The organism is Sphingomonas sp. ASY06-1R (assembly GCF_052180265.1).
In the GTDB taxonomy this organism is placed as follows: domain Bacteria; phylum Pseudomonadota; class Alphaproteobacteria; order Sphingomonadales; family Sphingomonadaceae; genus Sphingomonas_I.
Map to the genome: position 1 here is coordinate 1,056,630 of NZ_CP197464.1, position 24,388 is coordinate 1,081,017.

General features: G+C 64.1%; 25 protein-coding genes. 5 read left to right on the forward strand and 20 right to left on the reverse strand.

The genetic code is table 11. The features are described from left to right. Window position 1: 1 nt before the first annotated feature. Window positions 2-895, reverse strand: a complete 894-nt coding sequence (locus tag ACSBM8_RS05200) for an alpha/beta hydrolase (RefSeq protein WP_442680595.1) — start codon at window positions 893-895, stop codon at window positions 2-4. Between the two features lie 128 nt (window positions 896-1,023). On the opposite strand from ACSBM8_RS05200, the gene ACSBM8_RS05205 reads away from it, so the two are divergent. Both ACSBM8_RS05205 and ACSBM8_RS05210 read left to right on the forward strand, forming a co-directional pair. Beyond that, window positions 1,024-1,665, forward strand: coding sequence for an extensin family protein (locus tag ACSBM8_RS05205; protein WP_442680596.1), 642 nt, complete (start codon window positions 1,024-1,026; stop codon window positions 1,663-1,665). Window positions 1,666-1,773: 108 nt separating this feature from the next. Then, on the forward strand, window positions 1,774-2,679 hold the full coding sequence (locus ACSBM8_RS05210; RefSeq protein WP_442680597.1) for an LOG family protein: 906 nt from the start codon (window positions 1,774-1,776) through the stop codon (window positions 2,677-2,679). Between the two features lie 47 nt (window positions 2,680-2,726). On the opposite strand, the gene ACSBM8_RS05215 is transcribed toward ACSBM8_RS05210, so the two are convergent. From ACSBM8_RS05215 to lnt, 3 genes are all read right to left on the reverse strand, one after another. Beyond that, a complete protein-coding gene (locus ACSBM8_RS05215) occupies window positions 2,727-4,355 on the reverse strand; it encodes a tetratricopeptide repeat protein (protein WP_442680598.1) in 1,629 nt (542 codons plus the stop codon). 187 nt (window positions 4,356-4,542) lie between these two features. After that, the gene (gene metK, locus ACSBM8_RS05220; RefSeq protein WP_442680599.1) at window positions 4,543-5,751 is read right to left on the reverse strand and encodes a methionine adenosyltransferase; all 1,209 of its coding nucleotides are present in this window, start codon (window positions 5,749-5,751) and stop codon (window positions 4,543-4,545) included. Window positions 5,752-5,814: 63 nt separating this feature from the next. Continuing rightward, window positions 5,815-7,371 (reverse strand): apolipoprotein N-acyltransferase, encoded by a 1,557-nt coding sequence (gene lnt, locus ACSBM8_RS05225; RefSeq protein ID WP_442680600.1) that lies wholly within the window; start codon window positions 7,369-7,371, stop codon window positions 5,815-5,817. 69 nt (window positions 7,372-7,440) lie between these two features. Between lnt and ACSBM8_RS05230 the strand changes: the two genes are divergently transcribed. After that, window positions 7,441-7,863, forward strand: coding sequence for a VOC family protein (locus ACSBM8_RS05230; protein WP_442681491.1), 423 nt, complete (start codon window positions 7,441-7,443; stop codon window positions 7,861-7,863). Between the two features lie 2 nt (window positions 7,864-7,865). Continuing rightward, window positions 7,866-8,732 carry a methyltransferase domain-containing protein gene (locus ACSBM8_RS05235; RefSeq protein ID WP_442680601.1) on the forward strand — a complete coding sequence of 289 codons (867 nt, stop codon included), beginning with the start codon at window positions 7,866-7,868 and terminating at the stop codon, window positions 8,730-8,732. Window positions 8,733-8,760: 28 nt separating this feature from the next. Here ACSBM8_RS05235 and ACSBM8_RS05240 read toward each other — a convergent pair whose 3' ends face one another. From ACSBM8_RS05240 to ACSBM8_RS05265, 6 genes are all read right to left on the reverse strand, one after another. Beyond that, window positions 8,761-9,069: a polyhydroxyalkanoic acid system family protein gene (locus tag ACSBM8_RS05240; RefSeq protein ID WP_442680602.1), complete on the reverse strand. Its 309-nt coding sequence runs from the start codon at window positions 9,067-9,069 to the stop codon at window positions 8,761-8,763. Then, a complete protein-coding gene (locus ACSBM8_RS05245; protein ID WP_442680603.1) occupies window positions 9,069-10,412 on the reverse strand; it encodes a PQQ-dependent sugar dehydrogenase in 1,344 nt (447 codons plus the stop codon). The genes ACSBM8_RS05240 and ACSBM8_RS05245 overlap by 1 nt, the downstream gene beginning before the upstream one ends. A 41-nt stretch (window positions 10,413-10,453) precedes the next feature. Further along, window positions 10,454-11,323 (reverse strand): hemolysin family protein, encoded by an 870-nt coding sequence (locus ACSBM8_RS05250; RefSeq protein WP_442680604.1) that lies wholly within the window; start codon window positions 11,321-11,323, stop codon window positions 10,454-10,456. Window positions 11,324-11,331: 8 nt separating this feature from the next. Next, on the reverse strand, window positions 11,332-11,844 hold the full coding sequence (gene ybeY, locus ACSBM8_RS05255; protein ID WP_442681492.1) for an rRNA maturation RNase YbeY: 513 nt from the start codon (window positions 11,842-11,844) through the stop codon (window positions 11,332-11,334). Between the two features lie 9 nt (window positions 11,845-11,853). Continuing rightward, window positions 11,854-12,849 (reverse strand): PhoH family protein, encoded by a 996-nt coding sequence (locus ACSBM8_RS05260; protein WP_442680605.1) that lies wholly within the window; start codon window positions 12,847-12,849, stop codon window positions 11,854-11,856. Window positions 12,850-12,925: 76 nt separating this feature from the next. After that, window positions 12,926-13,618, reverse strand: coding sequence for an endonuclease/exonuclease/phosphatase family protein (locus ACSBM8_RS05265; protein WP_442680606.1), 693 nt, complete (start codon window positions 13,616-13,618; stop codon window positions 12,926-12,928). A gap of 231 nt (window positions 13,619-13,849) precedes the next feature. On the opposite strand from ACSBM8_RS05265, the gene ACSBM8_RS05270 reads away from it, so the two are divergent. Further along, window positions 13,850-17,164 carry a TonB-dependent receptor gene (locus tag ACSBM8_RS05270; protein WP_442680607.1) on the forward strand — a complete coding sequence of 1,105 codons (3,315 nt, stop codon included), beginning with the start codon at window positions 13,850-13,852 and terminating at the stop codon, window positions 17,162-17,164. Window positions 17,165-17,270: 106 nt separating this feature from the next. On the opposite strand, the gene ACSBM8_RS05275 is transcribed toward ACSBM8_RS05270, so the two are convergent. From ACSBM8_RS05275 to ACSBM8_RS05320, 10 genes are all read right to left on the reverse strand, one after another. Then, window positions 17,271-17,747, reverse strand: a complete 477-nt coding sequence (locus ACSBM8_RS05275; protein WP_442680608.1) for an SH3 domain-containing protein — start codon at window positions 17,745-17,747, stop codon at window positions 17,271-17,273. A gap of 44 nt (window positions 17,748-17,791) precedes the next feature. Then, on the reverse strand, window positions 17,792-18,328 hold the full coding sequence (locus ACSBM8_RS05280) for a peroxiredoxin (RefSeq protein WP_442680609.1): 537 nt from the start codon (window positions 18,326-18,328) through the stop codon (window positions 17,792-17,794). Between the two features lie 83 nt (window positions 18,329-18,411). Beyond that, window positions 18,412-19,167: an ABC transporter ATP-binding protein gene (locus tag ACSBM8_RS05285; RefSeq protein ID WP_442680610.1), complete on the reverse strand. Its 756-nt coding sequence runs from the start codon at window positions 19,165-19,167 to the stop codon at window positions 18,412-18,414. Beyond that, a complete protein-coding gene (locus ACSBM8_RS05290; RefSeq protein ID WP_442680611.1) occupies window positions 19,167-19,967 on the reverse strand; it encodes an MlaE family ABC transporter permease in 801 nt (266 codons plus the stop codon). The genes ACSBM8_RS05285 and ACSBM8_RS05290 overlap by 1 nt, the downstream gene beginning before the upstream one ends. 81 nt (window positions 19,968-20,048) lie before the next feature. Further along, window positions 20,049-21,587 (reverse strand): M56 family metallopeptidase, encoded by a 1,539-nt coding sequence (locus tag ACSBM8_RS05295; RefSeq protein ID WP_442680612.1) that lies wholly within the window; start codon window positions 21,585-21,587, stop codon window positions 20,049-20,051. Then, the gene (locus ACSBM8_RS05300) at window positions 21,584-21,952 is read right to left on the reverse strand and encodes a BlaI/MecI/CopY family transcriptional regulator (RefSeq protein ID WP_442680613.1); all 369 of its coding nucleotides are present in this window, start codon (window positions 21,950-21,952) and stop codon (window positions 21,584-21,586) included. The genes ACSBM8_RS05295 and ACSBM8_RS05300 overlap by 4 nt, the downstream gene beginning before the upstream one ends. A gap of 70 nt (window positions 21,953-22,022) precedes the next feature. Beyond that, complete coding sequence (locus tag ACSBM8_RS05305) at window positions 22,023-22,466, reverse strand: periplasmic heavy metal sensor (RefSeq protein ID WP_442680614.1); 444 nt, start codon at window positions 22,464-22,466, stop codon at window positions 22,023-22,025. Next, window positions 22,463-22,882, reverse strand: coding sequence for a hypothetical protein (locus ACSBM8_RS05310; RefSeq protein WP_442680615.1), 420 nt, complete (start codon window positions 22,880-22,882; stop codon window positions 22,463-22,465). The genes ACSBM8_RS05305 and ACSBM8_RS05310 overlap by 4 nt, the downstream gene beginning before the upstream one ends. Then, window positions 22,875-23,420 carry an RNA polymerase sigma factor gene (locus ACSBM8_RS05315; RefSeq protein WP_442680616.1) on the reverse strand — a complete coding sequence of 182 codons (546 nt, stop codon included), beginning with the start codon at window positions 23,418-23,420 and terminating at the stop codon, window positions 22,875-22,877. Before ACSBM8_RS05315 ends, ACSBM8_RS05310 begins: the two co-directional genes overlap by 8 nt. A 226-nt stretch (window positions 23,421-23,646) precedes the next feature. Continuing rightward, window positions 23,647-24,348 (reverse strand): hemerythrin domain-containing protein, encoded by a 702-nt coding sequence (locus ACSBM8_RS05320; protein WP_442680617.1) that lies wholly within the window; start codon window positions 24,346-24,348, stop codon window positions 23,647-23,649. Window positions 24,349-24,388 lie beyond the last annotated feature (40 nt).

The window sequence follows — 24,388 nt, forward strand, 5'->3', positions numbered from 1 at the left end:
CTCATCTGGCACCCGGCGGCGGATCGAGCTGCGCTGAGGTCGGCGGCGCCGGATGGCCGAGCAGGCCGCTATCGCTCAGCCAATCCTCGATCTGCTGCGGCGAGTGCTTCAGGGCGATCAGATCGGTGCGCTCGCCCAGATTATAAGCGTGCCCGCCGGCGCGGTAGATATGGAGTTCGGCCGATGCGCCGGCGTCGCGATACAGTTTGAGCAGGTCGATCGGCGGCTGCGAGCAGCATTCGTCATCGTTTGCGGCCGCCAGGAAGATGGGGGGCGCATCCTTCGTCACCCGCTCCTCGCCATGGAGCGGGCCCGGGAAGATCAGGATCGAAAAATCGGGGCGCGCCGATAGCAGATCGATCGCGTCGCCCTTGCCGCGCGCCCGCACCGGTGCGCTTAGCGTGATCATCCGGGCCAGTTCGCCGCCAGCGGAAAAGCCGATCACGCCGACGCGCTTGGGATCAATGTGGAACCGACTGGCGTGGGCGCGGATGAAGCGCATGCCGCGCTCGGTATCGGCGCGGGCATCCTCGAGCGAATAGGGGGAGCCTTCTTCGCGGAACAACCGGTAGCGCAGGACAAAGGCCGTAACCCCCCGCGCGTTCAACCATTTGCCGACCGCCTCGCCTTCGGTCGTCGTCACGAGCAGGCGATGCCCGCCGCCCGGCACGACCAGCACAGCGGTGCCATTGGCCTTGGCTGGATCGGGCAAATAGGCGGTAACGCTCGGATTGTTGACGCGCTTGGTCCAATAATCCTGGGAGAGTTCGGGGATGAAGGCCTTGCTCTCAAAACCCGGAACGCCGCCTTGCCAAAGTGGAAGACGCTCCTGGGCAGGTGCTCGACCTGCCACCAGCGACAGGCAGGCAGCGGCCAGCATCGTGACGCGCTTCATTGGCAATCCCTCTCGCTATTCTTCGCTGCAGCATCACGCCCGGCGCCGGACCCTGTCAAGCAGCGCAACGGGCGATCGACCAGCCGCAAACGGATGGTCGGGGCGGGGAGGGCGGGTTAGGGTGCGCCATGCGTCGCCTGATCCCGATCGTCCTGTTGTGCATGCTGGCAGGATGTCTCGGACAAAAGCCGCAGCCCAGCCGACCGCGCCCGCTACCGCCTCCCATCGACGATGCGCGCGCCTTTCGCGGTTGTCTCACGGATCTGAACGCCTTGGGCGCGAAAGTGGAGCCGCTGCCGGACCGGAGCTGGCCCAATGGGTGTTCGGCCACGCAGTCGGTCAAACTGGTCTCGATCGGTATACCGGTCACCAATCTCGGCGCGGTGAAATGCGGTTTGGCGCTGCCTTTCACCCAGTGGGTGCAGCAATCCGTACAGCAGGCGGCGCGTGCGAGGTTCGGGACCTATGTCACGAAGATCGAGAGCTTCGGCTCCTTCGCGTGCCGACCGGTGAACAATATCCAGGGCGGCCGCTTGTCCGAACATGGTCGCGCCAACGCGATCGACATTGCCGCCTTCAATTTGGCCGATGGTCGTCGGATCACCGTGAAAGCAGATTGGAATGGCCCGGACGACAAGGCACGGGCGTTCCTGCGCGACCTGCACAATGCGGCCTGCCGCCGCTTCAATGTCGTGCTCGGACCGGATGCCAATGCGTTCCATCAGGATCATTTCCATTTCGATATGGGACGCGGGCCCTATTGCCGCTGACCGGCGGTGGAGGCGCGCATGCCTGACCGGCCTGAAAATGATGCGGCCTGTGCAGCAGCGGGCGCAAAGCGCTTCCCCCCTGGAGGATCAAGGTTTACCGGCGGGCCGATGACTGACACGACCATTCCCAATCGCATTTTCCCGAAAGCCAAAGACGACGCGGCCTCTGCCGCGCAGCAGGCGGGCCATGTCCTGCCGCAGACGTCCGACCCGGCGTATCGCCTGGCGTATCAGGACACCGACTTTCTGTTGCGCGACGATCTGCGTCCGGTGCGCTTCCAGCTGGAGCTGATGAAGCCCGAACTATATTTGGAGGAAGCGGGCATCGGCTCGACCTTCGTAATGTATGGCTCGGCGCGCATCCCGTCGCCCGAACGGGCCGATATGCTGATCGAAGCCGCGAAAACGGATACGCAACGGCGGATTGCCGAAAGCCTGAAGGCGAAGGCGCATTATTATGATGTAGCGCGCGAACTGGCCCGGCTGGCGAGCGGTGCGCCGTCATCCTCCGACGGAAAGCGCCAGTTCGTGGTTTGCTCGGGCGGTGGTCCGGCCATCATGGAAGCGGCCAATCGCGGCGCGGCCGATGTCGGGAAGGATTCGGTCGGCCTGAATATCGTGCTGCCGTTCGAACAGGCGCCGAACGAATATGTCACCCCGCATCTGAGCTTCAACTTCCACTATTTCGCGCTGCGCAAGATGCACTTCCTCATCCGCGCGCGCGCGGTTGCGGTATTCCCCGGCGGCTTCGGGACGTTCGACGAATTTTTCGAACTGCTGACGCTGGTGCAGACCGGCAAGACCGCCGTTCTGCCGATCCTGCTCTACGGCAAGGAATTCTGGAACCGTGTCGTCAACTTCGATGCGCTGGTGGAAGAGGGCGTCGTTGCGCCCCAGGATCTGGACCTGTTCCGCTTCTGCGAAACCGCGGAAGAGGGCTGGGAGTGCGTCCAGGAATTCTACCGGACCAATCAGCAGCCGCTGTTCCGTAAAGGCCGCGGCGAGAAGAAATGAAGCGCGGGAGCGGGTCCGCGCGCGTCTTGCGCGCGGGCCGGCTCCTCTCACTGGTCTTTCAGTGCCCGGCGTGCGTCGATCAACTGGGCGCGCTCCGGCCGATCTGCCCTTGGCGTGATTGCTAGCAGCGCAGCGAAATAACGCCGCGCCCTGTGCGCGTCACCCGCCTGCCGCGCCGCCTCGGCGGCTCCGTACAAGGACCAGAAACGGTTGGGCTCTTGCCGAAGTGACGTTTCAAATTCGTGCAAGGCGTCCGCCGGCCGTTTTTGATCCAGCAAAAGCTCGCCAAGCATTTCGCGCGCCGGCAGGAGTGGCCCGGGCGTGACGGAGGCCAACTGCGTTCGATCTTCAAGCTGTGCCGCCATGCGCAGATCTGTGAAGGCAGCTTCGATATTGCCTTCCGCAAGGGCGGCATTGGCCGCGACTTCGCGTCGCTGAATATCGATCTGGACCGCCCAATCGGTTTCGCCGGTCTCGGTCAGGCGCGCGTAAATGTCATCGAGCGCCTTGAGCGCGGCCTGCGTTCCCGCTGTATCGTGCAGATGCGCGGCTCCAAGGCCCTTGGTGAAATAGGTGATGGCGTCTGTCCATGGAAAGCCGCTTCGAAGCGGCACGAGGCGGGCGGCCTCGGCCCATGCGCGTCTTTCAAGGCAGTAGCGCGCGGGAATAGCTGCCCTCGCGAAAAAGGCGGCGGATGCGGGCGCTGCTCCCGTGGCGTGCGCCGGATCGAACCGCGCGAATGTCGCGGCGGCGTCGCCGACAAGTCGAGCCGCTGCGCGATCCTCGCCGGTCTGTAGATAAGCATAGACCAGGTAATCGCTGGCATGCAGTTCATCCGCTGGCTGATCCGCGGCCCGCGCTGCCGCGGCCGATGCGAGGTTGGTGTCAATAGACGCCTGCCAATCACCGATCCGTGTGAAGGTATGCGACGGCATATGCAAAGCGTGCGGCGTCGATGGCGCGATCTTGCCATAGCGACGTGCCGCCTCGGCGGCACGCGATGCCAGCGCAGGCTCGTCATAGGCGTGGATGATATAATGGGCGAGCCCGGGATGATCGGGGTATCGTGCGAACAGCTGCTCCAGGATCGCACCCGCCTTGAGCTGCTTTGTATAGAGCTTGTCCGTCGGATCGGCCGCAGCAGCGAGTGCCAGGGCGTAGAAGATGCGGGCTTCGATATCATCGGGATAGGTGGCCGCAATCGTCCCCATCGCGTTTTCGTAGGCCAATAAGCGGGTGTGCTGATCGACCGTCCCTGCATCGACATAGAGGTGGGACACCGCCTCAATATAAGCTTGCTCACGAGGCGTGGCTGCGCGCGCAGCACGTCCTTTCGTAACCGCGTCGAGGCCCTGCGCAATTTGCGCGGGTGATCTGAAGCCGGCAAACGGGTTGCTCCAGCTGCTGAGCGCGATCCCCCAATAAGCGATTGCGCAGGTCGGATCGGTCGCGAGCACGGCATGGAATCCGTCGATGGCGGGTCCAAATTGAAAGGAGTGCATCAGCGCGACGGCACGATCGAATTGCGGCTGGGCTGCAGCGCTACACGATGTCGCAAAGGACACGCTGCCCAATTGCTCCCGCATCTTGTGATCGTGCGTCACCAGTGGGGAGTGCGCGCCGGCCGGAATCGACATCGCCAGGAGCGGTATCACGAGCGCAAGACCGAATTTCATGCCGCCATACCCCCGGTGAACCGGCGGAGATTAGCGCCCCAGCTGCGCAATCCAAGATGCCGGCACACCGCCTCCGAGATTCGGCGCTGGTAAGTCTCTGGACCCCTGGAGCGGCAAGTAGAGTCGCAAAGAAAAAAGGCGGAGCTTTCGCCCCGCCTTCTTAATCCGAATTTGAGGTGGACCAGGCTTACAGCGCGGCCTTGAGATCCTCGACCAGATCGGTGCGCTCCCAGGGGAAGAAGTCGCCTTCCGGCTGACGACCGAAATGCCCATAAGCGGCGGTCTTCTGGTAGATCGGCTTGTTCAGCTTCAGATGGGTGCGGATGCTGCGCGGGGTAAGGCCGCCCAGCTTCTGGATGCCCATGATCGCCGCTTCGATCTTGTCGTCGCCGACGGTGCCGGTGCCGTGCGTATCGACATACAGCGACAGCGGCTTCGACACACCGATCGCATACGCCAGCTGGATCGTGCAGCGCTGAGCGAGGCCAGCCGCGACGATATTCTTCGCCAGATAGCGCGTGATGTACGCAGCCGAGCGATCGACCTTGGTCGGATCCTTGCCGCTGAACGCGCCGCCGCCATGGGGCGATGCGCCGCCATAAGTGTCGACGATGATCTTGCGACCGGTGAGGCCGGCGTCGCCGTCCGGGCCGCCGATTTCGAAGCTGCCGGTCGGGTTGATGTGATATTCGGTCGCGTCGGACAGCAGCTCGGCCGGCAGGATGTCGGCAACGACCTGCTTCACATAAGCTTTCAGCTCGGCCTCCTTCTCACCCTCGTCATAGCCCTTGCCATGCTGGGTCGAGACCACGATCGCGGTGGCGGCGACGGGCTTGCTGCCCTCGTAGCGCAGCGTGACCTGGCTCTTGGCGTCCGGCTCCAGAAACGGAGCAGCGCCGGAGTGACGATCAGCCGCCATTCGCTCCAGGATCTTGTGGCTGTAATAGAGCGTCGCGGGCATCAGATCAGGCGTATCGTCGGCGGCATAACCGAACATGATGCCCTGATCGCCGGCGCCTTCGTCCTTGTTGCCGGACGCATCCACGCCCTGGGCGATGTGCGCCGACTGCGGGTGGAGGTTGTTCTCGAAACGGAAGGTCTTCCAGTGGAAGCCATCCTGCTCATAGCCGATGCGCTTCACGGTCGCGCGGACCGCATCTTCGACTTCCTGCTGCACGCCGGGCGCCCAGTTGCCGGCCTCGTCCATGATGCCTTTGCCGCGGATTTCGCCCGCCAGCACGACCAACTGGGTGGTCGTCAGCGTCTCGCACGCAATCCGTGCTTCCGGATCTTTGCTCAGGAACAGATCGACCACGGCATCGGAAATCTGGTCTGCCACCTTATCAGGATGACCTTCCGAAACGCTTTCAGACGTGAAGAGATAGTCACTGCGCATGGGGTAAGAATTCCTCGGATGAGGGCCGAAGGCCGGATATAAAGCAATTGTTATATGTGCCGCTTAGCTTGCGCGGCGTCGACTGGCAAATGCGATCGCAAGCAACAAGATACCGAGCAACGCAGGCAGCAGGTTGCCGAATCGCGCGAAAAGCGTGGGCGGACGCGCGGAGGGGAGGGGTAGCTCGATCGCGCCGGCGGTGCGCCAGGGCAGTGACGCCAGCAGCCGTCCGTCCGCATCGATGATGGCCGATATACCGGTGGGCGTCGATCGCACGATCGGCATGCCCTCTTCGGCCGCTCGTAAACGGGCCTGTGCCAGATGCTGGGGCGGTCCCCAGCGCCCGAACCAGGCATCGTTCGATGGGTTGAACAGGAAGCGGGGGCGATTCGCACGATCGATCACCTGCCCGGAAAAGATGATTTCGTAACAGATCTGCACTCCGACCGCGCCGATATCCGGCAGCGTGACATTGCCGGGGCCGGAGCCTGCGTCGAAGTCGGCATTGCCGGGCGCCAGCCGGGACAATCCAAGATGCGACAGGATCGGGCGCATCGGCAGATATTCGCCAAAGGGCACGAGATGCGATTTGTCATAGCGGCCGAGAATGCGCGCCTCCGCATCGATCGCGAACAGGCTGTTCGCGGCCGAAACAACATCGCCATCGGCATTGAACCGCACGGTTTCGGCACCGGTAAGCAACAGATCGCGCGGACCGAGCAGGCTCGTAAGCGCGCGCCGGGTAAGCGCATCCTGTTCCAGCTGGGCGGGGATCGCAACTTCCGGCCAGAAGATGACGCGCGGCCGGCCACCCGGCGTGCCGCTCAGGCTCGTCAGGCGTCGGTAATTGTCGGCGCTATGGGCCTCATCCCACTTATTCTCCTGACCGATATTGGGTTGGACGACGTGAAGCAGCGGGCTGCCAACGTCCGCCCTGTCCGGCGCACCCCAGTCGATCGTCAGGAGCGCGCCGCATGCCAGGGCGAGGCACATACCGAGCGCGGGCCGGCCGACGGCACGCAAGCGGAGTGGAGACGTCGCGCGAACCACCGCCAGGATATGCCGGACGAGGAGGAGCAGCAGGCCGGCATAAGCGACGCTCACCCCCGACAAGCCGTAGGTCCCGATCCATTTAGTGAGGTGCAAGACGCCGGGCAGGGGCGCCCAGATGGCGGCGATCGGATTCCAGGCGAAGCCGGTCAGCAGCACCGCGCGCAGCATTTCGACGGCGAGCCAGCTGCCGGCAAAGGCCAGCACCAGTGTCGCGCCCAAGCGACCGCGCGCTATCCACCAGGCCGCCCCCACGGCCAGCGCCGGATACAGCGCGAGAAACAGCGACAATAACAATACCGCGATCCACCCCAGCCATGCCGGCATCGCCGCCTGATAGGTGAAGGCGGTCGCGATCCAGTTCAGGCCGAGGCAGAAGAAACCAAGGCCGAACCACCAGCCCAACCCCGCTGCCCGCCGCAGCGTGGCTGCCTGACCGATCGCAGCGATCAGGGCCGCCAGCGCGACGAGCGTCAGCGGCCACAGGCATAGCGGGGCGAAGCCGCAAGCCGCAATAAGTCCCAGTAGGAACGCGAACGGATAGGCGCGGGTCGCGCCGGTCAGAGACATGCAGGCCCTTTAGCGTGGCGAATGCGAAGGTGGAATGACGCATGGCAGCATGGCCGCTATAAGGCCGGCATGACGCTTCAGCCCTTCCACCTCGCCTTTCCGGTCCACGATCTTGCCGCCGCGCGCGCTTTCTATGGCGGGGTGCTGGGCTGCGGCGAAGGGCGCAGTTCGGATCGGTGGATCGACTTCGATTTGCGGGGGCATCAGATCGTGGCTCATCTGGATCCGGCGGCCCGTCCGGCCTCCGCTACCAATCCGGTCGATGGGCATGACGTGCCGGTGCCGCATTTTGGCGTCGTGCTGGACTGGGACGATTGGCACCTGTTGGCCGCACGCCTGGAAGCGTCCGGCATCGCCTTCGGGATCGCGCCGCATATCCGCTTTGCCGGCGAGGTCGGCGAGCAGGCGACGATGTTCTTCCGCGACCCCTCCGGCAACGCGCTGGAGTTCAAGGCTTTCCGCGACATCAACCAGCTGTTCGCAAGCGCGTGACGATGCGGACACCGCCGCCGACGATCGATCCCGCGACCTATCGAGCGACCGATCCGGCGCTAGCCGATATGAGCGACGCCGACGCCATTGCCCATTATCGCGCGCATGGCCGTGACAAAGGTGTCGTCGCCTCGCCATTGGCATTGCGCGAAAATCTGCTGGCTTTCGTCGACGACGATGGTGCGATGCTGGAGATCGGGCCGTTTCATGCTCCGCTCAAGCGGGGACCGAAGGTCGAATATCTCGACGTCCTGGATGCAGCGCAATTGCGCGAGCGAGCGGCGACGACCCGGGGCAATCCTGCAGGTGTTCCCGATCTTATCCATCATGTCGGAAGCCTCGCGAGCGTGGAAAGCCGGTTCGACGCGGTGCTCAGCAGCCATGCGATCGAACACCAGCCCGATCTGGTGCGCCATCTCCAACAGGTCGAACGTGTCCTCAACCCGGGCGGGGGCTATTTCCTGATCATCCCCGATAAGCGGTATTGCTTCGATCATTTCATTGCGCCCAGCAGCGTCGCGGATGTTCTCCAGGCCTATGAGGAGGAGCGCGAGGTCCACACGTTGAAGAGTGTGATCGAGCATCGCGCGCTTACCACGCACAATGATGCGTTACGCCATTGGCAGGGGGATCATGGCCTTCCAGAGCGCGCGCGGGCCATCCGCGTGCAGGCGGCGCTCGCCGAATATGAAGCCGCGGCAGGCCATTATATCGATGTGCATGCCTGGTATTTTACGCCGCCGACCTTTCGATCGATCGTGACCACTCTGCGCGAAATCGGGCTGATCGGGCTGGAGATTGCCGGCATCTATCATCCTGCGTTCGGCCGTAACGAATTTTGCGCGATCCTCCGGCGGCCAGCCGGATAGACGGCTATCGTGCCACGCACCTCCGCGTTCAGCGCAGCAGCTTCGTTCCCTGGTCGCGCACGGCGGCGCTGATGAGGCCGGTGAAGTAGGCGAGCATGGCGGGTAGCGATATGTGAACGCGGACCAGCGTGTCCAGGACTTCAAGCCGCACGGGGACGGTCTGGCCCATCGCCTTGATCTCCAGCGCCATCTCATCCTCGCTTGGCCAGGAGGACTGAATGTCGGCGACGCCGCCCGGTATGTGGCCGCCCAACTCGCCGATACGGGATTTTAGCCGTGCGCGCGCACCAGCCCGGCCGAGCTGGTGCGGCACGTCGATCGTAACCGGTACCGACATCAGCGCGCCGCCACGCGCCAGACGGCGCCGCCGACATCGTCTGCCACCAGCAATCCGCCCTGCTGATCGATCGCGACGCCGACCGGGCGGCCACGTGCTTCCCCCTTATCGTTCAGGAAACCGGACAGGATATCGATCGGCTTGCCGACCGGCTTTCCGCCCGCGAATTTTACGAAGATGACTTTGTAGCCGGAGGGCGGGCTGCGGTTCCACGAACCATGCTGGCCGATGAAGGCGCCCTGCGTATACGCTGCGCCCAAGCGTTGCCCGGTCGCGAAGCTGAGGCCCAGCGAGGCGGTATGCGGCCCCAGCGCATAATCGGGCTGGATCGACGTTTCCTCGATCAGCTCGGGCACCGGATCCTTGGGCCGGTTGTCCGCATACGTGCCCCAGTAGAACCAGGGCCAACCGTAAAAGCCGCCAAACTGCACGCTTGCCAGATAATCCGGCACCAGATCCGATCCCAATCCATCGCGCTCATTCACGACCATCCACAAGGCATGCGTGGTCGGCTCCCACGCCAGTCCATTCGGGTTGCGAATGCCATACGCGTAAATGCGATGATCGCCGGTCTTGGTGTCGATTTCCCAGATGGCGGCGCGACCGTCTTCGGCTGCCATGCCGCGCTCGCCGACGTTGGAATTGGAGCCCACCGTGACGTACAGCTTGCTGCCATCGGCATTGGCGACGACATTCTTGGTCCAATGGTGATTGATCGGGCCGGCGGGCAGATCGACAACCTTCTGCGCCTTTGCCGTGATGCGCGTCTCGCCTGGCTTGAACGGAAAGCGCAGCAGCGCGTCGGTATCGGCGACGTATAAAGTGTCGCCGACCAGGGCCATGCCGAACGGCGAGTTCAGATTCTCCAAAAGCACCGAGCGCTGATCGGCAACGCCATCGCCGTTGGTGTCGCGCAGCAGCAGGATCCGGTTCGGGCTTTTGCTGACGGCGCCCGCCCGATCCATGATCATCTTCTGAATCCAGCCCTGGATGCCGACGCTATCGTCCGGCTTGGGCGGCGCATTCGTCTCTGCAACCAGCACGTCGCCGTTTGGCAGCGTCAGCAACCAGCGCGGATGGTCGAGCCCGGTCGCGAAAGGTTGAACCTTCAGGCCCGCGGCGGGTGTCGGCATCTCGCCCGGCTTCCAGCCGACGGCCTTGGCAACGTTCACCAGCGGAATCACCCCGGTCCGCGGCTCGCTGATCTTCGGCTGCGTGCCCTGCACCGCGCTGATATCGAGTTGCGCGCGCTGTTTGCGGGCGGACATATAGAGGGTGGCTGCGCCGATAAGGACGATCAGGGCCACCGCCGCGACCAAGCCGATGAGCACGCGTTTGATCATGGCTCAAGCATAAGCCGCTCTCCTCGCGGAGGGAAGCGCCATCACTCCAGCGGGGCGACCTCGATCGGCGGATGGAGGCGCAGTCGCGTAACCCGGCGCGAATCGGCCTCGATCACTTCCAACCGCCAGCCGCTGGGATGAAGCACCGTTTCGCCGGCTTGGGGCACATGGCCGGCGAGGACAGTCGCAAGCCCGCCCAACGTATCGATATCCTCCTCGACGTCGGCAAGCCGCGGATCGATCACCTCCGCAACCTCTTCCAATTCCGCCCGGGCATCGGCCAGCCAGGCACCGTCGTCCAGCGGCACCAAGGCCGCCTCCGGCGCGTCGTCATGCTCATCCTCGATCTGGCCGACAATCTCTTCGACGATGTCCTCAATCGTCACCAGGCCTTCCGTGCCCGAATATTCATCGAGCACGATGGCGAGATGGGTGCGGGTCGCGCGCATCTCGGCCAGCAGGTCGAGCACGCCCATCGATTCCGGCACGTAACGCGGCTGGCGGATCATGGGCGCGATCGTTTCGGGCGGCGCTTCGCCATTGGCGAGGATCACGAACACATCCTTGATGTGGATCATGCCGACCACTTCATCGAGCGTACCGCGATAGACGGGCAGGCGGCTGTGACCCGCCTCGGCAAAAGCGGCGACCAGATCGGCGAAGCTGATCGTTTCCGGTACGGCGATGATGTCGGCGCGGGGAACGCCGGCGTCGCCTGCGGTCCGATCGCCGAAATCGAGCAGGTTGCGCAGCATTTGTCGCTCCGCGCTCGACAAGTCCCCTTTGGTGGGGGCGTCGTCCTCATGCTCCTCGATCGCTTCTTCGATCTGGTCGCGAAGCGTAGGCTCGCTATCGTTGCCAAAGATCAGGCTGCGCAAGCCCGCCCACAATCGTCCCCCTTCATCAGGCATTGCCGGTCTTAGTCCTCACGAATGGCATAAGGGTCGCTGATGCCGAGGGAAGCAAGCGCCGCGCGCTCAATCTCTTCCATGGCCTCCGCCTCGGCTTCACCCTGTTCATGGTCATAGCCTAGCAAATGCAGCGTGCCGTGGACAATCAGGTGGGTCGCGTGCGCCTCGATCGTCACATTCTTTTCGGCGGCTTCCCGCGTCGTGACGTCATGCGCCAGCACGACATCGCCCAGCAACGTTTCGCCATCGTCATCGCCCGCATTCAGCCCGTCGAGCAGATCCGGTTGCACCATCGGGAAGGATAGGACGTTGGTCGGCTTATCTTTTTGGCGATAGGTGCGGTTTAGCGTCTGGACTTCGTCGTCCGACGTAAAGCGTACGGACACCTCGACCATCACCGGCAAGGTGGCGATGTCACCATGCGCGCTGGCTTCGATTGCCACTCGCACCGCGCGTTCGGCCAGAGCCTCCCAATCGCCCGATGGCCACGGGCTCTCTACTGCAGTTTCAACCTGGATCATCATGCTGGCTTACGCGCCTTCACCTTCATACGCCTCAACAATACGTCCTACGATCGGATGACGGACGACGTCGGCAGCACTGAAGCGGATGGTGGAGATGCCTTCGACCCCTTCCAGACGGCCGACGGCATCGGCCAGCCCCGATTTGCCGATATCCGGCAGATCGATCTGACGAGGATCACCGCACACGACCATGCGGCTGTTCTGGCCGAACCGCGTCAGAAACATCTTCATCTGCGCCGGCGTCGTATTCTGCGCCTCGTCGAGAATGATGAAGGCATCGGCCAGCGTGCGACCGCGCATGAAGGCGATCGGCGCGATCTCGATCTCGCCGCTGGCGATGCGGCGCTCGACCTGTTCGGCCGGCAGCATGTCATAGAGCGCATCATAGAGCGGTCGGAGATAGGGATCGACCTTCTCCTTCATGTCGCCGGGCAGGAAGCCGAGGCGCTCGCCGGCCTCCACCGCAGGGCGCGACAGGATCAGGCGCGTGACCTGGCCCTGGATCAGCATCTGCACCGCCTGTGCGACGGCGACATAGGTCTTGCCGGTCCCTGCCGGACCGAGGGCAAAGATCACATCCGACGATGCCAGCGCATGCATATACCGGGTCTGCGTGGCGGACCGCGGCACGATCGTCTTCTTGCGCGTGCGGATCATGATCGTCGGTGGTTCGGTGACATCCTGGCGGATGATGCCGTCCAGCACCGGCTCGGCCGACATGCTGATGACCGCCTCGACCATGCCGGAATCGATATCGTCACCTTTGACGATACGATTGTAGAGCCCGGTCAGCACCTCGCGCGCACGCGCCGCCGCTTCCGCCTCGCCCTCGATCTGCACCTTGTTGCCGCGCGCGCTGACATAGACGCCGAGGCGATTTTCGATCGCCACCAGATTCTGGTCATATTCGCCGAACAGGCGCCCGAGCAGCTGTGGCCGGTCGAACAGGATTTCGAGGCGGGCGCGATCGCCGGCCTGGGCGGGGACGGGCTTGCGGCTCATTCGGTCCTTTCGAATCTCACGCGATGAAGATGGTGCGCCGTCGCGGGGAAAGGAAGCCGAAATCGGTCATGAACCATTATCCGATACGAATTCTTGCCCAGACGGGCAGATGATCGGAAGCATTGCGCGCCAATGGCGAGTTGTGGACGCCGGATTCCAGCACCTCGATCCCACCGCTGACAAACATGCGGTCCAGCTTCCCGACCGGCTGGCGCGCATGGAAGCTGGGGCCGAGCGGGACAAGTCGGTGATGCTGGCAGAAGTCGCGGATGCAACCGCTGTTGCGCCATTCGTTAAGATCCCCGGCCATCAGCAGCGGCAGACGGTCCGGCTGCTGATCCAGCTCGGACAATATCGCCCGCGCCTGCTTGCGACGCCACAGGCCGGACAGATCCAGATGCATGCCCACCAGCCGCAGCGCTGCGCCGCCAAGCTGAACGTCGGCCATCACCGCGCCGCGCGGTTCCAAAGACGGCAGATGCAACGGCTGGTGCCGGATCACGTCGACATTGGGGCCGACCAGAACGGCGTTGCCATGCCATCCGATACTGCCGGGGCGCATCTCGTACGGCACCGGCCGATAGGCGCTATGTTCCGACAGCATATGCAGCGGCAGAGCGCTATGCCGGTCCCCGAACCGGCGGTCAGCCTCCTGCAGCAGCACCACGTCGGCGCCGATCTCTGCCAGTATCTCGATGATTCGTTCCGGCCGGCGCCGGCGGTCGGCGGCGATCGCCTTGCGGATGTTGTAGCTAGCGATCAGCACCATGAGCGTCCGAACCGTGCGCCTTCCATCCTGTTCCGTAAAGCTTTGCAGACTGCGGCAATGCTGCAACAGCGCGCCGCTTTCCGCTGCAGCGCAGGACTCATGTTGCGGTGCGAAAAGGGGGTGTGTAACAATTTTGTCATGCCGCGACAGGGGTTGCTCGCGGAAAGTGTCATCGAGCTGTCATGTAGGACGCACAAGGCGCCTGCAACACGGTTAAACAGGGGCAATATCATGAAGAAACTGCTTGCCGGCTGCGCGTTCGCTGCGCTTGCCACCAGCGCTGTCTATGCGCAGGAAACGACCTCGAGCATCCAGGGAACGGTGACTTCGGGCGGGCGCCCGGTCGCTAATGCCACCGTCCGCGTAACGCACGTCCCGTCGGGAACCGTTTCCGTCGCCACGACGCGTGCCGATGGTAACTTCGGCGTGTCCGGCCTGCGCGTCGGTGGTCCGTTCACGGTTGCGGTCAGCTCGCCCGATTATGCGGATGCGCAGATCACCGATGTCCAGACCGTCGTGGGTCAGCCTTATTCGCTGCCGATCGAACTGCAGGCTGCCGGCGAAGAAGTCGTCGTGACCGCCGTTCGCGTGCCGGGTGCGCGTATCGTCTCGGCCGGCCCGACCACGGTGTTGACCGCCGCACAGATCAGCCAGGTCGCATCGATCAATCGCGACATCCGCGATCTGATGCGCCGCGATCCGTTCGCCAACATCGACAAGAGCAGCGCGACCGCCGCGGTGAGCTTCGCCGGCCAGAATCCGCGCTTCAACCGCTTCACCATCGACGGCGTGCCGATCACCGACAGCTTTGGCCTCAACCCCGACGCGCTGCCGTCGCGGCGCGGCCCGGTCCCGCTCGATGCGATCGGCCAGTTCGAGACGAAGGTCGCGCCGTATGACGTGCGCGAAGGCTTCTTTCAGGGCGGCGTCGTCAATGCCATCCTGAAGTCGGGTACCAACGAATTCCACGGCACCGGTTTCTACAGCTACACGGACGACGGCCTCGTCGGTAAGAAGACCAAGCCTTATCTCGGTGGCAGTGCGAACGGCCGCGTCGCAATCTCCAAGTTCAAGAACAAGGATTACGGCTTCGAGATCGACGGCCCGATCATCAAGGACAAGCTGTTCTTCATGATTGCGGGCGAGCGCGTCCGCGCCGCGACGCCCTATCCTTATGGTACGGTCGAGGACAATGGCGGCGTGCCCGTCACCAATCTCACCAACGCGCAGCTGAACCAGATCGTCGGTATCGCCCAGACCAAGTATAATTACGACGCCGGCGGGATCGTCCGCAACAATGGCGACAAGGACGACCGACTGGTCGGCCGCCTCGACGCCAATCTTAGCGATACGCAGCGTCTGTCGCTGACGGGTATTTATACCAAGGACTCGCTGATCAGCCTTACCAATACGGGTACCGGCACGCTCAGCCTCGACTCGAACTCCTACATCAAGCCGAACAAGGTCTATGCCGGCATCGGTCAGCTGAACTCGGATTGGGGTGGCGGTTTCTCGACCGAAATTCGCGGTCTGTACAAGCAATATGACTCGGGCCAGCTGCCGCTCGGCACGACTGCGTCGCAGGCTACCGTCTGCACCGCGGCGACGTCCGATCGTGCCGGCGGCACCGGCGCGGACACGTTCACGCAGGCGACCAACTGCCCGGTCAACACCGCCCAGATCGCGCTTGGTACCGGCGGCCCGAGCCAGGCGAATATCCTGCATGTGAAGACCTATGGCGGTTCAGCCTTGGCCAAGCTTTCCACGGGCAATCACAACATTCGCGCCTTCTTCGAGACGCAATATACGAAGAGCTACAATCTGTTCGTGAACGGCGCGCTCGGCACGTATTACTTCGACTCGATCGCCGACTTCCAGGCCGGCAACGCCCAGTCGTTCAGCTATACCAACTCGCCGACGCTGGACTCGAACGACGCTGCGGCCAAGTTCAACTACAGCATCTACACGCTGGGTGCCCAGGACAGCTGGCGTGTTAACAGCATGCTGAACGTGACGGCTGGTTTGCGTTACGACATGTACGGCGGCAGCAGCCGCCCGGCCCGCAACCCGGTCTTCGTGCAGCGCTACGGCTTCGGCAACGACTCCTACATCAACGGCAAGGCCCTGTTGCAGCCGCGCTTCGGCTTTGATTTCACCCCTGTTTCGCGCCTGACGATCCGCGGCGGCGGCGGCATCTTTGGCGGCGGCACGCCCGACGTCTATATCGGCAACAGCTTCTCCAATACGGGCGTTCTCTCGACGACGCTGACGGCACGTCTGAGCGATCAGGGTCGCACCCAGATCAATGGCCAGAATAATTTGGCCGGTGCGGGCCTGCTCAACAACGTCAACCTGGCGCAGCTGCCATCGGGCGCAAACCCGTTGCTGCAGGCGCAGGGCGGTTCGAACCTGACGTCCAACCCCAACAACACGACGACGCTCAATGCGCTGGATCCCAACTTCAAGATCCCGTCGCAGTGGCGCTTCACCATGTCGGGTCGTTGGGATGCGGATCTGGGCCCGCTTGGCGATCACTGGCGCTTCGGCCTGGACGGCTTCTATTCGAAGGTGCGCAACCAGGTTGCTGTGATCGATCTCCGTTCGCGGGCGGTCCCTGGTTCGCTCACGCCGGACGGTCGCCAGCGTTATCAGAGCGTGATTACCGCGGCGCCGACCGACAGCGGCGCCGATTATATGCTGACGAACAGTGGCAAGGGCCGCAGCTACATCGCGGTCGCCAGCCTCTCCAAGGCCTGGAACTTCGGCCTGAGCGCATCGGGTAGCTTCACCTATCAGAACGTGAAGGACAATCAGGCTTTCACCTCGTCGATCGCCAATTCGAACTACAGCAACGGCGCGTATAACGACCCGAACAGCCTGACCGGCGCCTATGGCCATTCGAACGACGAAGTGCCGTACGCCTTCAAGTATAACATCTCGTTCGAACGCTCTTTCTTCCGCGACTATAAGACCCGCATCGATCTGTTCGGCGAGACGCGTCAGGGCTATAATTACAGCTACGGCTTCCAGGATACGAGCTCGGGTCGTAGCTCGATCTTCGGCACGGTTGCGTCTGCCAGCCGCTATCTGTTCTACGTACCGACTGTGAACGATCCGCTCGTTCGCTATCTCGATACGGCAACGCAGACGTCGGTCGAGAACCTGATCCAGGCCACCGGCTTGAGCAAGTATCGGGGTCAGGTCGCACCGCGTAACGCGTTCCACTCCAAGTGGTTCACGCGCCTCGACCTGCACGCCGAGCAGGAAATTCCGACCTTCATCGGCAAGTCGCGCATCACCCTTTGGGCCGATGTCGAGAACTTCACGAACCTGATCAACCACAAGTGGGGCCAGCAGCTCCGCGCCAACTTCCCGTATAACAAGACGGTGGCGCGCGCGACCTGCGAACCCCTCAACGGCAATCCGTGCGGCCGCTACGTCTACTCGCAGCCGACATCGGACGTTGCTCGTGCCGACTCGCTGGTCAACGGCAGCCTTGGCGCGTCGCTTTACGCGATCCGCATCGGCGCGCGGTTCAGCTTCTAAGCCGAGCCAACGCGTAAAGAGAAAGCCCCGTCGCTCTTCGGAGCGGCGGGGCTTTTTTCTTGCCGTGGAGCCGCGGCATTACGGCCTGCCTGCAGAGGGCGGGGGATCAGGGCAGGCGTTCATTGGGATCCAATCCCCACAAACCGTCCTGCTCGATGAAGCCAACCTTTTCATCGATCTGGATCCGACAATATTGGCCGTCGCATTTGGAGATGCGGCCGATGACGCCAGGCTCGGCTTGCCATAGCAGCGGCGCGTCGGCTTGCGGTGCGGATCGGATGGGGCGCATGCTGCCGCTGACGATCGCGGTACGGCGGGCGGCGAGCAGGCTGGCCAGCATCCAGCCGGCGCTGCCGTCCCGCTCCTGCACGCGGCGCCATGGCCCGACGATCTGCAGGACCCGGATCGGCAGATCGCGCCGCTTATACAGCCACAAAGCGGGATAAGTACGATCCGGGCCGGTTCGCATCAACGCCTTCCCCGCGGAGATTGACGCCCAATAGGGCAGGGGGCGTTCCTGCGCGACCGCGGGCGCGGCCGCGAGCAGGCTGACAAGAAGGGCGGCATGGAGCGAGCGAGCCATGGCTCGTTCCTACAGGCCCGCCTCGCTCTCGGAAAGTCGCTGCATTAGCGGGGATTGGCCTGTAGCCAGGCTAGGACCTTGTCGGGCGCGCTTTCGCCATAAGGGTCTTCGTCGGCACCCTCGTCGTTGATGCCGGGCTCTTCGAACCAGCCGGTTATGACGCCATCGTCCACGACCATCGCATAGCGCCACGAGCGCTGCCCGAAACCAAGGTGGTCCTTGTTGATCAGCATGCCCATCCGCCGGGTGAAGGCACCTGATCCATCGGGGGCAAGCTTCACCTTCTCGAGGCCCAGATTCTTGCCCCATTGAAACATGACGAAGGCATCGTTGACGGACAGGCAATATACTTCCTGCGCGCCGGCGGCACGCAACGCGTCATATTGCCGTTCGAAAGCGGGGCATTGCTCGGTCGAGCAGGTGGGCGTGAAAGCGCCGGGCAGGGCAAATACGACGATCCGGCCCTGGCCGAACAGGTCGCCTGTCTGGCGATCCTCCCAGCGAAAGGGGTTAGGGCCTTCGACGCTTTCGTCGCGGACGCGGGTTTTCAAGGTAACATCGGGAACTTCGCGGCTGAGCATGTAGGACTCCTGGTTCGTCGCGGACCTGCTAACGGCGCCTGTATGCCGGGGGAAACCGATCCTGTCGGTTTCACTGATCGAGCTTATTGAATCGGGCCTTCGGCGCGACCCTGCACGAACTGGTCCACATAAGGGTTGCCGCTGTCGTACAGCCGGTCGCGTGGGCCGATCCACACGATCTTCCCCTGGTACAGCATCGCGACCCGATGCGCGATCTTGCGGGCCGATGCCATGTCGTGCGTGATGGTGAGCGCGGTCACGCCAAGATCGTCGACAAGGCTGACGATCAAATCGTTGATCACATCGGCGCGGATCGGATCGAGGCCTGTCGTCGGCTCGTCGAAGAAGATGATATCCGGCCGGGGCGCGATCGCGCGGGCGAGTGCCACGCGCTTTTGCATGCCGCCCGACAATTCGCTTGGGCGCAGGTTGAGGATACGGCTGTCGAGCCCCACCCGTTCCAGATTTTCCTCGGCGATCGCCCGCATCCGCGAGCCCGTCACCGCGCGGCCCTGGGTGAGCCCGAACGTGACATTGCGCCAGACCGGCATGGAGTCGAAAAGTGCCGAGCCCTGGAACAGCATGCCGAATTTGGCGCGCATGCGATCCAAGGCCGCACCACGCAGGCCGACCACTTCCTCGCCATCGACCTTGATCGATCCACGGTCGGGGCGCATCAGCCCGAGGATACATTTCAGCGTGACGGACTTGCCGCTGCCCGACTGGCCGATGATGGCGAGGCTTTCGCCCGGCTCGATCGACAGGTTGATGCCGTCCAGCACCACATTTCCACCGAAGATCTTGGCAACGTCTTCCAGCAGAATCTTCGACTGCGCCATCAGCCGAAGACCATCGCTGTGATCAGGAAGTTGGACCCCAGGATCAGCATGAAGGCACCGACCACCGCATTGCGGGTCGCGTTACCGACGCCCGCCGCGCCGCCGCTCGTGCGGTAACCGTGATAGCAACCCATCAAGGCGATGAAGAAGCCGAACACGCCAGCCTTGACCATCGCCATCTGGAAATCGTCGAAGCTCATATATTTGCGGGTGACCGCGAGATAGCTGGCGGAATTGAAATGGAGCTTCTCGACGGCGAGCAGCCATCCGCCGAAGATGCCGATCGCATTGGCGGCCAGGACCATCAACGGCAAAGCTACAATTGCCGCGAACAGGCGCGGGGCGATCAGATAGCGATAGCTGTCGGTCCGCAGCGTCGTCAGTGCGTCGAGCTGCTCGGTCACGCGCATCGTACCGATCTCGGCCGCCATCGCGGAGGATACGCGGCCTGCGACCATCAATCCGACCAGGACGGGGCCGAGCTCGCGTACCATACCGATCACGACGACGGCCGGCACGGTCGACTGCGCCGAAAAGCGGGACCCCGCCGTATAGATTTGCTGGGCCAAGGCGGCGCCGGTGAAGATCGCAGTGAGGCCGACGACCGGCAGCGAGAACCAGCCGATATGGACGAGCTGTTCCAGGAAGCGGGTCGGATAATAAGGCGGCAAAGCGGCGCGCGTCAGGGTGCGCGCTGCGAACATCGCGACCCGGCCGATCGCGGCAAACATCGCGATCACAGCGCGGCCGACCGCAACAAACGGTACAAGCAGGGTTGCGGCGGGGGATTTGGCGGGCATCTGTAACGCGCTGATAGCGGGGCAGGGCAGGGCCCGGCAACCCTATCTGCTTCGACTGATCGAATTGCCCGATTTTAATTGTTATTGATGGAAGTGCCGGGCGGCTTCCGCGCGGGCACGATCGATCGCTGCAAGGGCCCGCGTGCGCGCTTCAGCGGACATATCCTCCGTATCGCGAATGTCGTCTGCCGCTTCGCGCAACGCATCCTGCACCTCGCGATTGATGGCGGCATAATCGACGCAGCCGGCGGACAGGCGTGCGATCGCCTCCTGATCACTCTCGTTAGCCGGAGCGGGCCGTGCATGGGTGCATTCGCGCGCAAGCTCCATGCGCGTTTGCGCCATGGCGTCGCGGGTTATCGCCTGCGCGTCGAAATCGGCTGCGGCGCGGCGTGCGGTCTCGCGCGCTCGTCCGCTGGCCTCGTGGAGCGCGCGGGCTTCGTCTGCCGACATGCGCCACGGCGGAGAAGGGGGCGCCGGTGGTGCGGGCGGCAACGGCGCCGCCATCGTCATCGGCAGCGCGGGCGGCATCGGCGCGCGTGGCGCCTCTGGCACGCTTGCCGCCGCAGGCGCATCGTCCCAGCGATCCACCTCCGCATTGCTCGGCATCTGCCGGTCTTGCGTTCGAGCGGCGAGCGCGACCGGACGGGCAGAGGCTGTCTGCCCTGCCAGGAAGAGCGGCTTGACGGGTGCCGGGGCAACGCGGGACGGTGCGGCGACGCCGCCGGAGGCGGTAAGGCCCAGCCCGAGGCCAATCGCCACGACCGCGAAGCTGCCGCCGAGGAGGTGGCGGCGCCGGCTATCGGGCGCGTGCGCGATCATCTGGATCCGTCGCTTCAGCTGCGCCGCCGGGCCGAGTGCGCAGGCGACCACCGGCAGGCCGGCTCGAGCCGACTTGATAAGGGCACGGCCGTAATCGGATCGTGCGGAGGGGGCGTTGCGCAGAACGGTCGCGTCGCACGCCAGCTCCTGATCGGCACGGAAAGCGCGATAGGCGATATGCGCGACCGGATTGAACCAATGGAGCGCGAGCATGATCAGCGCGGCATTGTTGGCGATGAGGTCCCCGCGACGATGATGCGCGAGCTCATGCGCGAGCGCGAGTTGCTGCTCGATCCCATTATAGCGGCGTTCGAAATCGTGCGGCAGAAGGATGTGGCGGTTAAACATGCCGGTTGCGAGCGGGCCGGGCACGGCCAAGCTTCGCCAGATCTTTATCCCGTCGCGTCGGTCTCCACCCTCCGCCCGCGTCAGCGCCAGGCGCATGAAGCGGAGATGGCGCGCCCAGTGCCAACCGAGATAGCCGAGCGCTCCCGCGAGCCACAAGGCCAGGATGATGGGAAGCCAATCCACCGACGGCTGCGCGATCGCCGCGGTGGCGGAGGTCGTCTCGCCTGCTCCGGCGGCGATCAGGCGCGCCACATCCAGGTGGATCGGGACCGCGCTTGTCTGGTCCTGCAGTGCGGGGAGGCGCGGCAGCGCCATGCGCAGGGCGGGGAGAAGCCACAGCATATAGGCCACATGGGCGCCGAAACGGACGGCCACCGGGCGGCGCAAGGCCAGCACGACCAGCATCAGCAAGGTCGATGCCACCATCGTCTCGATCGCCCAGCCGATCATGATTTCAGGTCCTTCAGCAAGGCTTCCAGTTCGGCAATGTCCTGATCGGTCAGGCCGTCGCTGGCGGCGAGATGCGCTACCAGGGGTGCCGCGCGGCCTCCGAAGAGGCGATCGGCCAGCTTGCGGGTTTCCCGTTCGGCATAATCCGCGCGTTCCACCACCGGGCGATACAGATACCGGCGGCCATCCTCGACATGGGACAGCGCGCCTTTGGCAAGCAGCCGGCCCAGCATCGTCTTGACGGTCCGCTCGCTCCAGCCGCGGCTGTCGGGGATACGTTCGGCAACTTCGCTGGCGGTCAGGGGCGATTCGATCCACAAGACCTCCATCACGGCGTGCTCGCCTTCGCTGATTCGATCCGTCATGCCGCTCTCCGACTACATGCGTAATCTATAACGATTACGCGCGTAGTCAGCAAGACCTTTCAAGCGCTGTTTACCGCCGACGGCTTTGTCGTAGCGGCCCTTCCTCCAACGCCTTGGCGAGACGCTGGCGCTGGTCCTGCGGCAGGGTGGCACCGAATTGCACGACGCGTCGTTCGATGTTGGTACGCAGGATATTGTCCGCGGCGCGGGCCCGATCCAGCTGCTTCATGACGGCCGCGGCGTCGTAAGTCGGCTGGCCGAACAGGCGCACGGCCTCGGCCCGTCCCGCTCGCCCTTCGAGCACGGCCGGCTGCGAGCCGCGCAGCTCGGCCTTGATCGCCTGATGGAAGGCATTGGCCTGCGGCGCCGGCAGCGCATCGGCGACATGGCGGCGCCAGCTGTTGCGCTCCTCGCCATGATGGCGCCAATGCCAGATGCCGCTCGCAATCGCCCCGATCAGGAAGACGTTCAGGACAAGGCTGACGACCAGCAGCGTCCGGGGCCATCGCTTCACTGCGCCTTCTCCTCCGGGCTCGCTTCGAATGCGGGCAGATAATCATGTTCGTAGAGCGGAATGCTGGCGATGGTCGGATCGAGCGCGGCGGTAGCGGCCGATCCCGCCAGGGCGCCGCCGCCGGCCGCCAGCGCCATCGCGAGGCCGCTCCACCACAGCCGCGCGCTCCGTCCGATCCGGCGCCGGGGTGCGCTGGCGACGATCCGCGCATGCAGGGCGGCCGATGGCGCGGGAGCCTTGTGCGCGAACAAGATCGCGTCCAGCGCGTCGGCATCGGCGAGCAGGTGGGTTGCGCGGGGATCGCTTCGCAACAGCGCCTCTGCCGCAGGCCGTTCCGGTTTCGGCCAGCGGTGCGGCTGCGCGCCATATGCGGCAACCAGCTGTTCGAACCGAGCAAGGCCCATCGGCTCAGTCATGACATTGCTCCAGCCGCAGCTTGAGCGCGCGACGGCCGCGCGCCAACAGGCTCTCGAGTGCGTCTACGCCGATGCCCATGAGCGTGGCAGCCTCCTGGTTCGACAATTCCTGATAATATGTGAGCACGATCGCTTCGCGCTGGCGCGGGGCAAGCGCGGCAAGCGCGCGATCCACCGCTTCGCTGTCGGCGCGGGAAACCAAATTGGCTTCCGCATTGGGGGCGGGATCGGGCGCGTCCCAATCCTGGGGCAGCGCGGCTTCGCGGCGTTTGCGCAGGCGATCCGTGCACAGGTTGAGCGCCACGCGGTGCATCCAGGTGTCGAACTTGGCGGCGCCGGGGCGCCAGCCGGGCGCGCTGCGCCACACCCGCACGAACAGTTCCTGGACGACATCCTCCGCTTCGGCCCGGTCGCTGAGCAGGCGATAGGCGAGCGCGGTCATGCGCGGCAGCTTGCGGGCGACGAGCGCCTCGACCGCATAGGTGTCGCCTTGGCCGATCCGGCGGACCAGGTCTCCGTCGGGGTCTTGCAAATCCAATCAGGGGGCCTCTGCCAGTCATCACGCCGACACGTCACTGTCCCGGCGCAGGAGCGCACGGCATAGCGGAGCGCGGTGGCCGCGTCAGCATCCGGCGGCGGCGCGATCCCCGTTGTGGCCATCGATACTTCGCCTGCAAACCCCATAAAGGCTTGAACGGGGTCCGCGCGATGATCCGTCGGTCGAAAGCCTGTCGCCCCGGCGAAAACCGGGGCGACAGCGGCGTTCAGGCGATTTTCAGGCCTTCCTTGTTCATTGCAGCCGTGAGTTCCTTATTCTTCTCCGGCGTCAGCTTGCCCTTGAGCATGGGGAAGAGCGTGGTTTCCTCTTCGCGCATATGCTTGGTGATGTCGGCGCGGAACTGGCGGATCTTGGCGATCCAGGCGGGTGAATCCTTGGGCATGATCGTCAGATCGTAGAGATATTGCTTCACATAGCCGTGATCGTTGTTGAGATGATCGGCGGCTTCGGCCTCACCGGCATCGCGCATCGCGGGATAGACCGTATTCTCTTCCTCCAGCGCATGCTTGGCCAGCATATGCTTGAGGTTGGCGAGGAGCATGCTGCGCTTGGTGGTGTTGCTCTCGGTGGTTGCCTCGATCGCGTCGAACACCTTGAGCGTCAGCTCATGCTCGGCCTTGAGCGCTTCGTCCCATTCGCCGGCAAAGTAGGTGGGCGACTGGACGGCGAGCTTGCGCGCGACGTTGGCGGCAAGGCCAACCGCGAGGCCCGCGGCGCCGGCGGCGAGCATCTGGCCGGTGGTGGCGTTGAGATCCGTGCGGGTCGGCTTCTTGCGGGCCGCGGCGGGCGTGCGCTTGGGCGTCGCCTGCGCGGTGAACTGGCCATCGCTGTCGCGAGCTTCGGTCTTCGCGGCGGCGGAACGTTTCGCGTTGGTCGCGCGGGTGCGGGTTGCGGGGGTCGTAGCCATGACATCACTCCATTGTGAGGCGCGGGGGGCTGCGCCGATC

Bases quoted from the DNA above. Each gene is read 5' to 3' on its own strand.
- ACSBM8_RS05265 (WP_442680606.1), bottom strand. From the start codon at position 13,618: ATGGTGCTGATCGCTAGCTACAACATCCGCAAGGCGATCGCCGCCGAC.
- ACSBM8_RS05290 (WP_442680611.1), bottom strand. From the start codon at position 19,967: ATGCCCGCCAAATCCCCCGCCGCAACCCTGCTTGTACCGTTTGTTGCG.
- ACSBM8_RS05285 (WP_442680610.1), bottom strand. From the start codon at position 19,167: ATGGCGCAGTCGAAGATTCTGCTGGAAGACGTTGCCAAGATCTTCGGT.
- ACSBM8_RS05250 (WP_442680604.1), bottom strand. From the start codon at position 11,323: ATGCCTGATGAAGGGGGACGATTGTGGGCGGGCTTGCGCAGCCTGATC.
- ACSBM8_RS05320 (WP_442680617.1), bottom strand. From the start codon at position 24,348: ATGGCTACGACCCCCGCAACCCGCACCCGCGCGACCAACGCGAAACGT.
- ACSBM8_RS05230 (WP_442681491.1), top strand. From the start codon at position 7,441: ATGACGCTTCAGCCCTTCCACCTCGCCTTTCCGGTCCACGATCTTGCC.
- ACSBM8_RS05275 (WP_442680608.1), bottom strand. From the start codon at position 17,747: ATGGCTCGCTCGCTCCATGCCGCCCTTCTTGTCAGCCTGCTCGCGGCC.
- metK (WP_442680599.1), bottom strand. From the start codon at position 5,751: ATGCGCAGTGACTATCTCTTCACGTCTGAAAGCGTTTCGGAAGGTCAT.
- ACSBM8_RS05240 (WP_442680602.1), bottom strand. From the start codon at position 9,069: ATGTCGGTACCGGTTACGATCGACGTGCCGCACCAGCTCGGCCGGGCT.
- ACSBM8_RS05300 (WP_442680613.1), bottom strand. From the start codon at position 21,952: ATGACGGATCGAATCAGCGAAGGCGAGCACGCCGTGATGGAGGTCTTG.
- lnt (WP_442680600.1), bottom strand. From the start codon at position 7,371: ATGTCTCTGACCGGCGCGACCCGCGCCTATCCGTTCGCGTTCCTACTG.
- ACSBM8_RS05260 (WP_442680605.1), bottom strand. From the start codon at position 12,849: ATGAGCCGCAAGCCCGTCCCCGCCCAGGCCGGCGATCGCGCCCGCCTC.
- ACSBM8_RS05215 (WP_442680598.1), bottom strand. From the start codon at position 4,355: ATGAAATTCGGTCTTGCGCTCGTGATACCGCTCCTGGCGATGTCGATT.
- ACSBM8_RS05245 (WP_442680603.1), bottom strand. From the start codon at position 10,412: ATGATCAAACGCGTGCTCATCGGCTTGGTCGCGGCGGTGGCCCTGATC.
- ACSBM8_RS05295 (WP_442680612.1), bottom strand. From the start codon at position 21,587: ATGATCGGCTGGGCGATCGAGACGATGGTGGCATCGACCTTGCTGATG.
- ACSBM8_RS05205 (WP_442680596.1), top strand. From the start codon at position 1,024: ATGCGTCGCCTGATCCCGATCGTCCTGTTGTGCATGCTGGCAGGATGT.
- ACSBM8_RS05270 (WP_442680607.1), top strand. From the start codon at position 13,850: ATGAAGAAACTGCTTGCCGGCTGCGCGTTCGCTGCGCTTGCCACCAGC.
- ACSBM8_RS05280 (WP_442680609.1), bottom strand. From the start codon at position 18,328: ATGCTCAGCCGCGAAGTTCCCGATGTTACCTTGAAAACCCGCGTCCGC.
- ACSBM8_RS05235 (WP_442680601.1), top strand. From the start codon at position 7,866: ATGCGGACACCGCCGCCGACGATCGATCCCGCGACCTATCGAGCGACC.
- ACSBM8_RS05210 (WP_442680597.1), top strand. From the start codon at position 1,774: ATGACTGACACGACCATTCCCAATCGCATTTTCCCGAAAGCCAAAGAC.
- ACSBM8_RS05310 (WP_442680615.1), bottom strand. From the start codon at position 22,882: ATGACTGAGCCGATGGGCCTTGCTCGGTTCGAACAGCTGGTTGCCGCA.
- ybeY (WP_442681492.1), bottom strand. From the start codon at position 11,844: ATGATCCAGGTTGAAACTGCAGTAGAGAGCCCGTGGCCATCGGGCGAT.
- ACSBM8_RS05200 (WP_442680595.1), bottom strand. From the start codon at position 895: ATGAAGCGCGTCACGATGCTGGCCGCTGCCTGCCTGTCGCTGGTGGCA.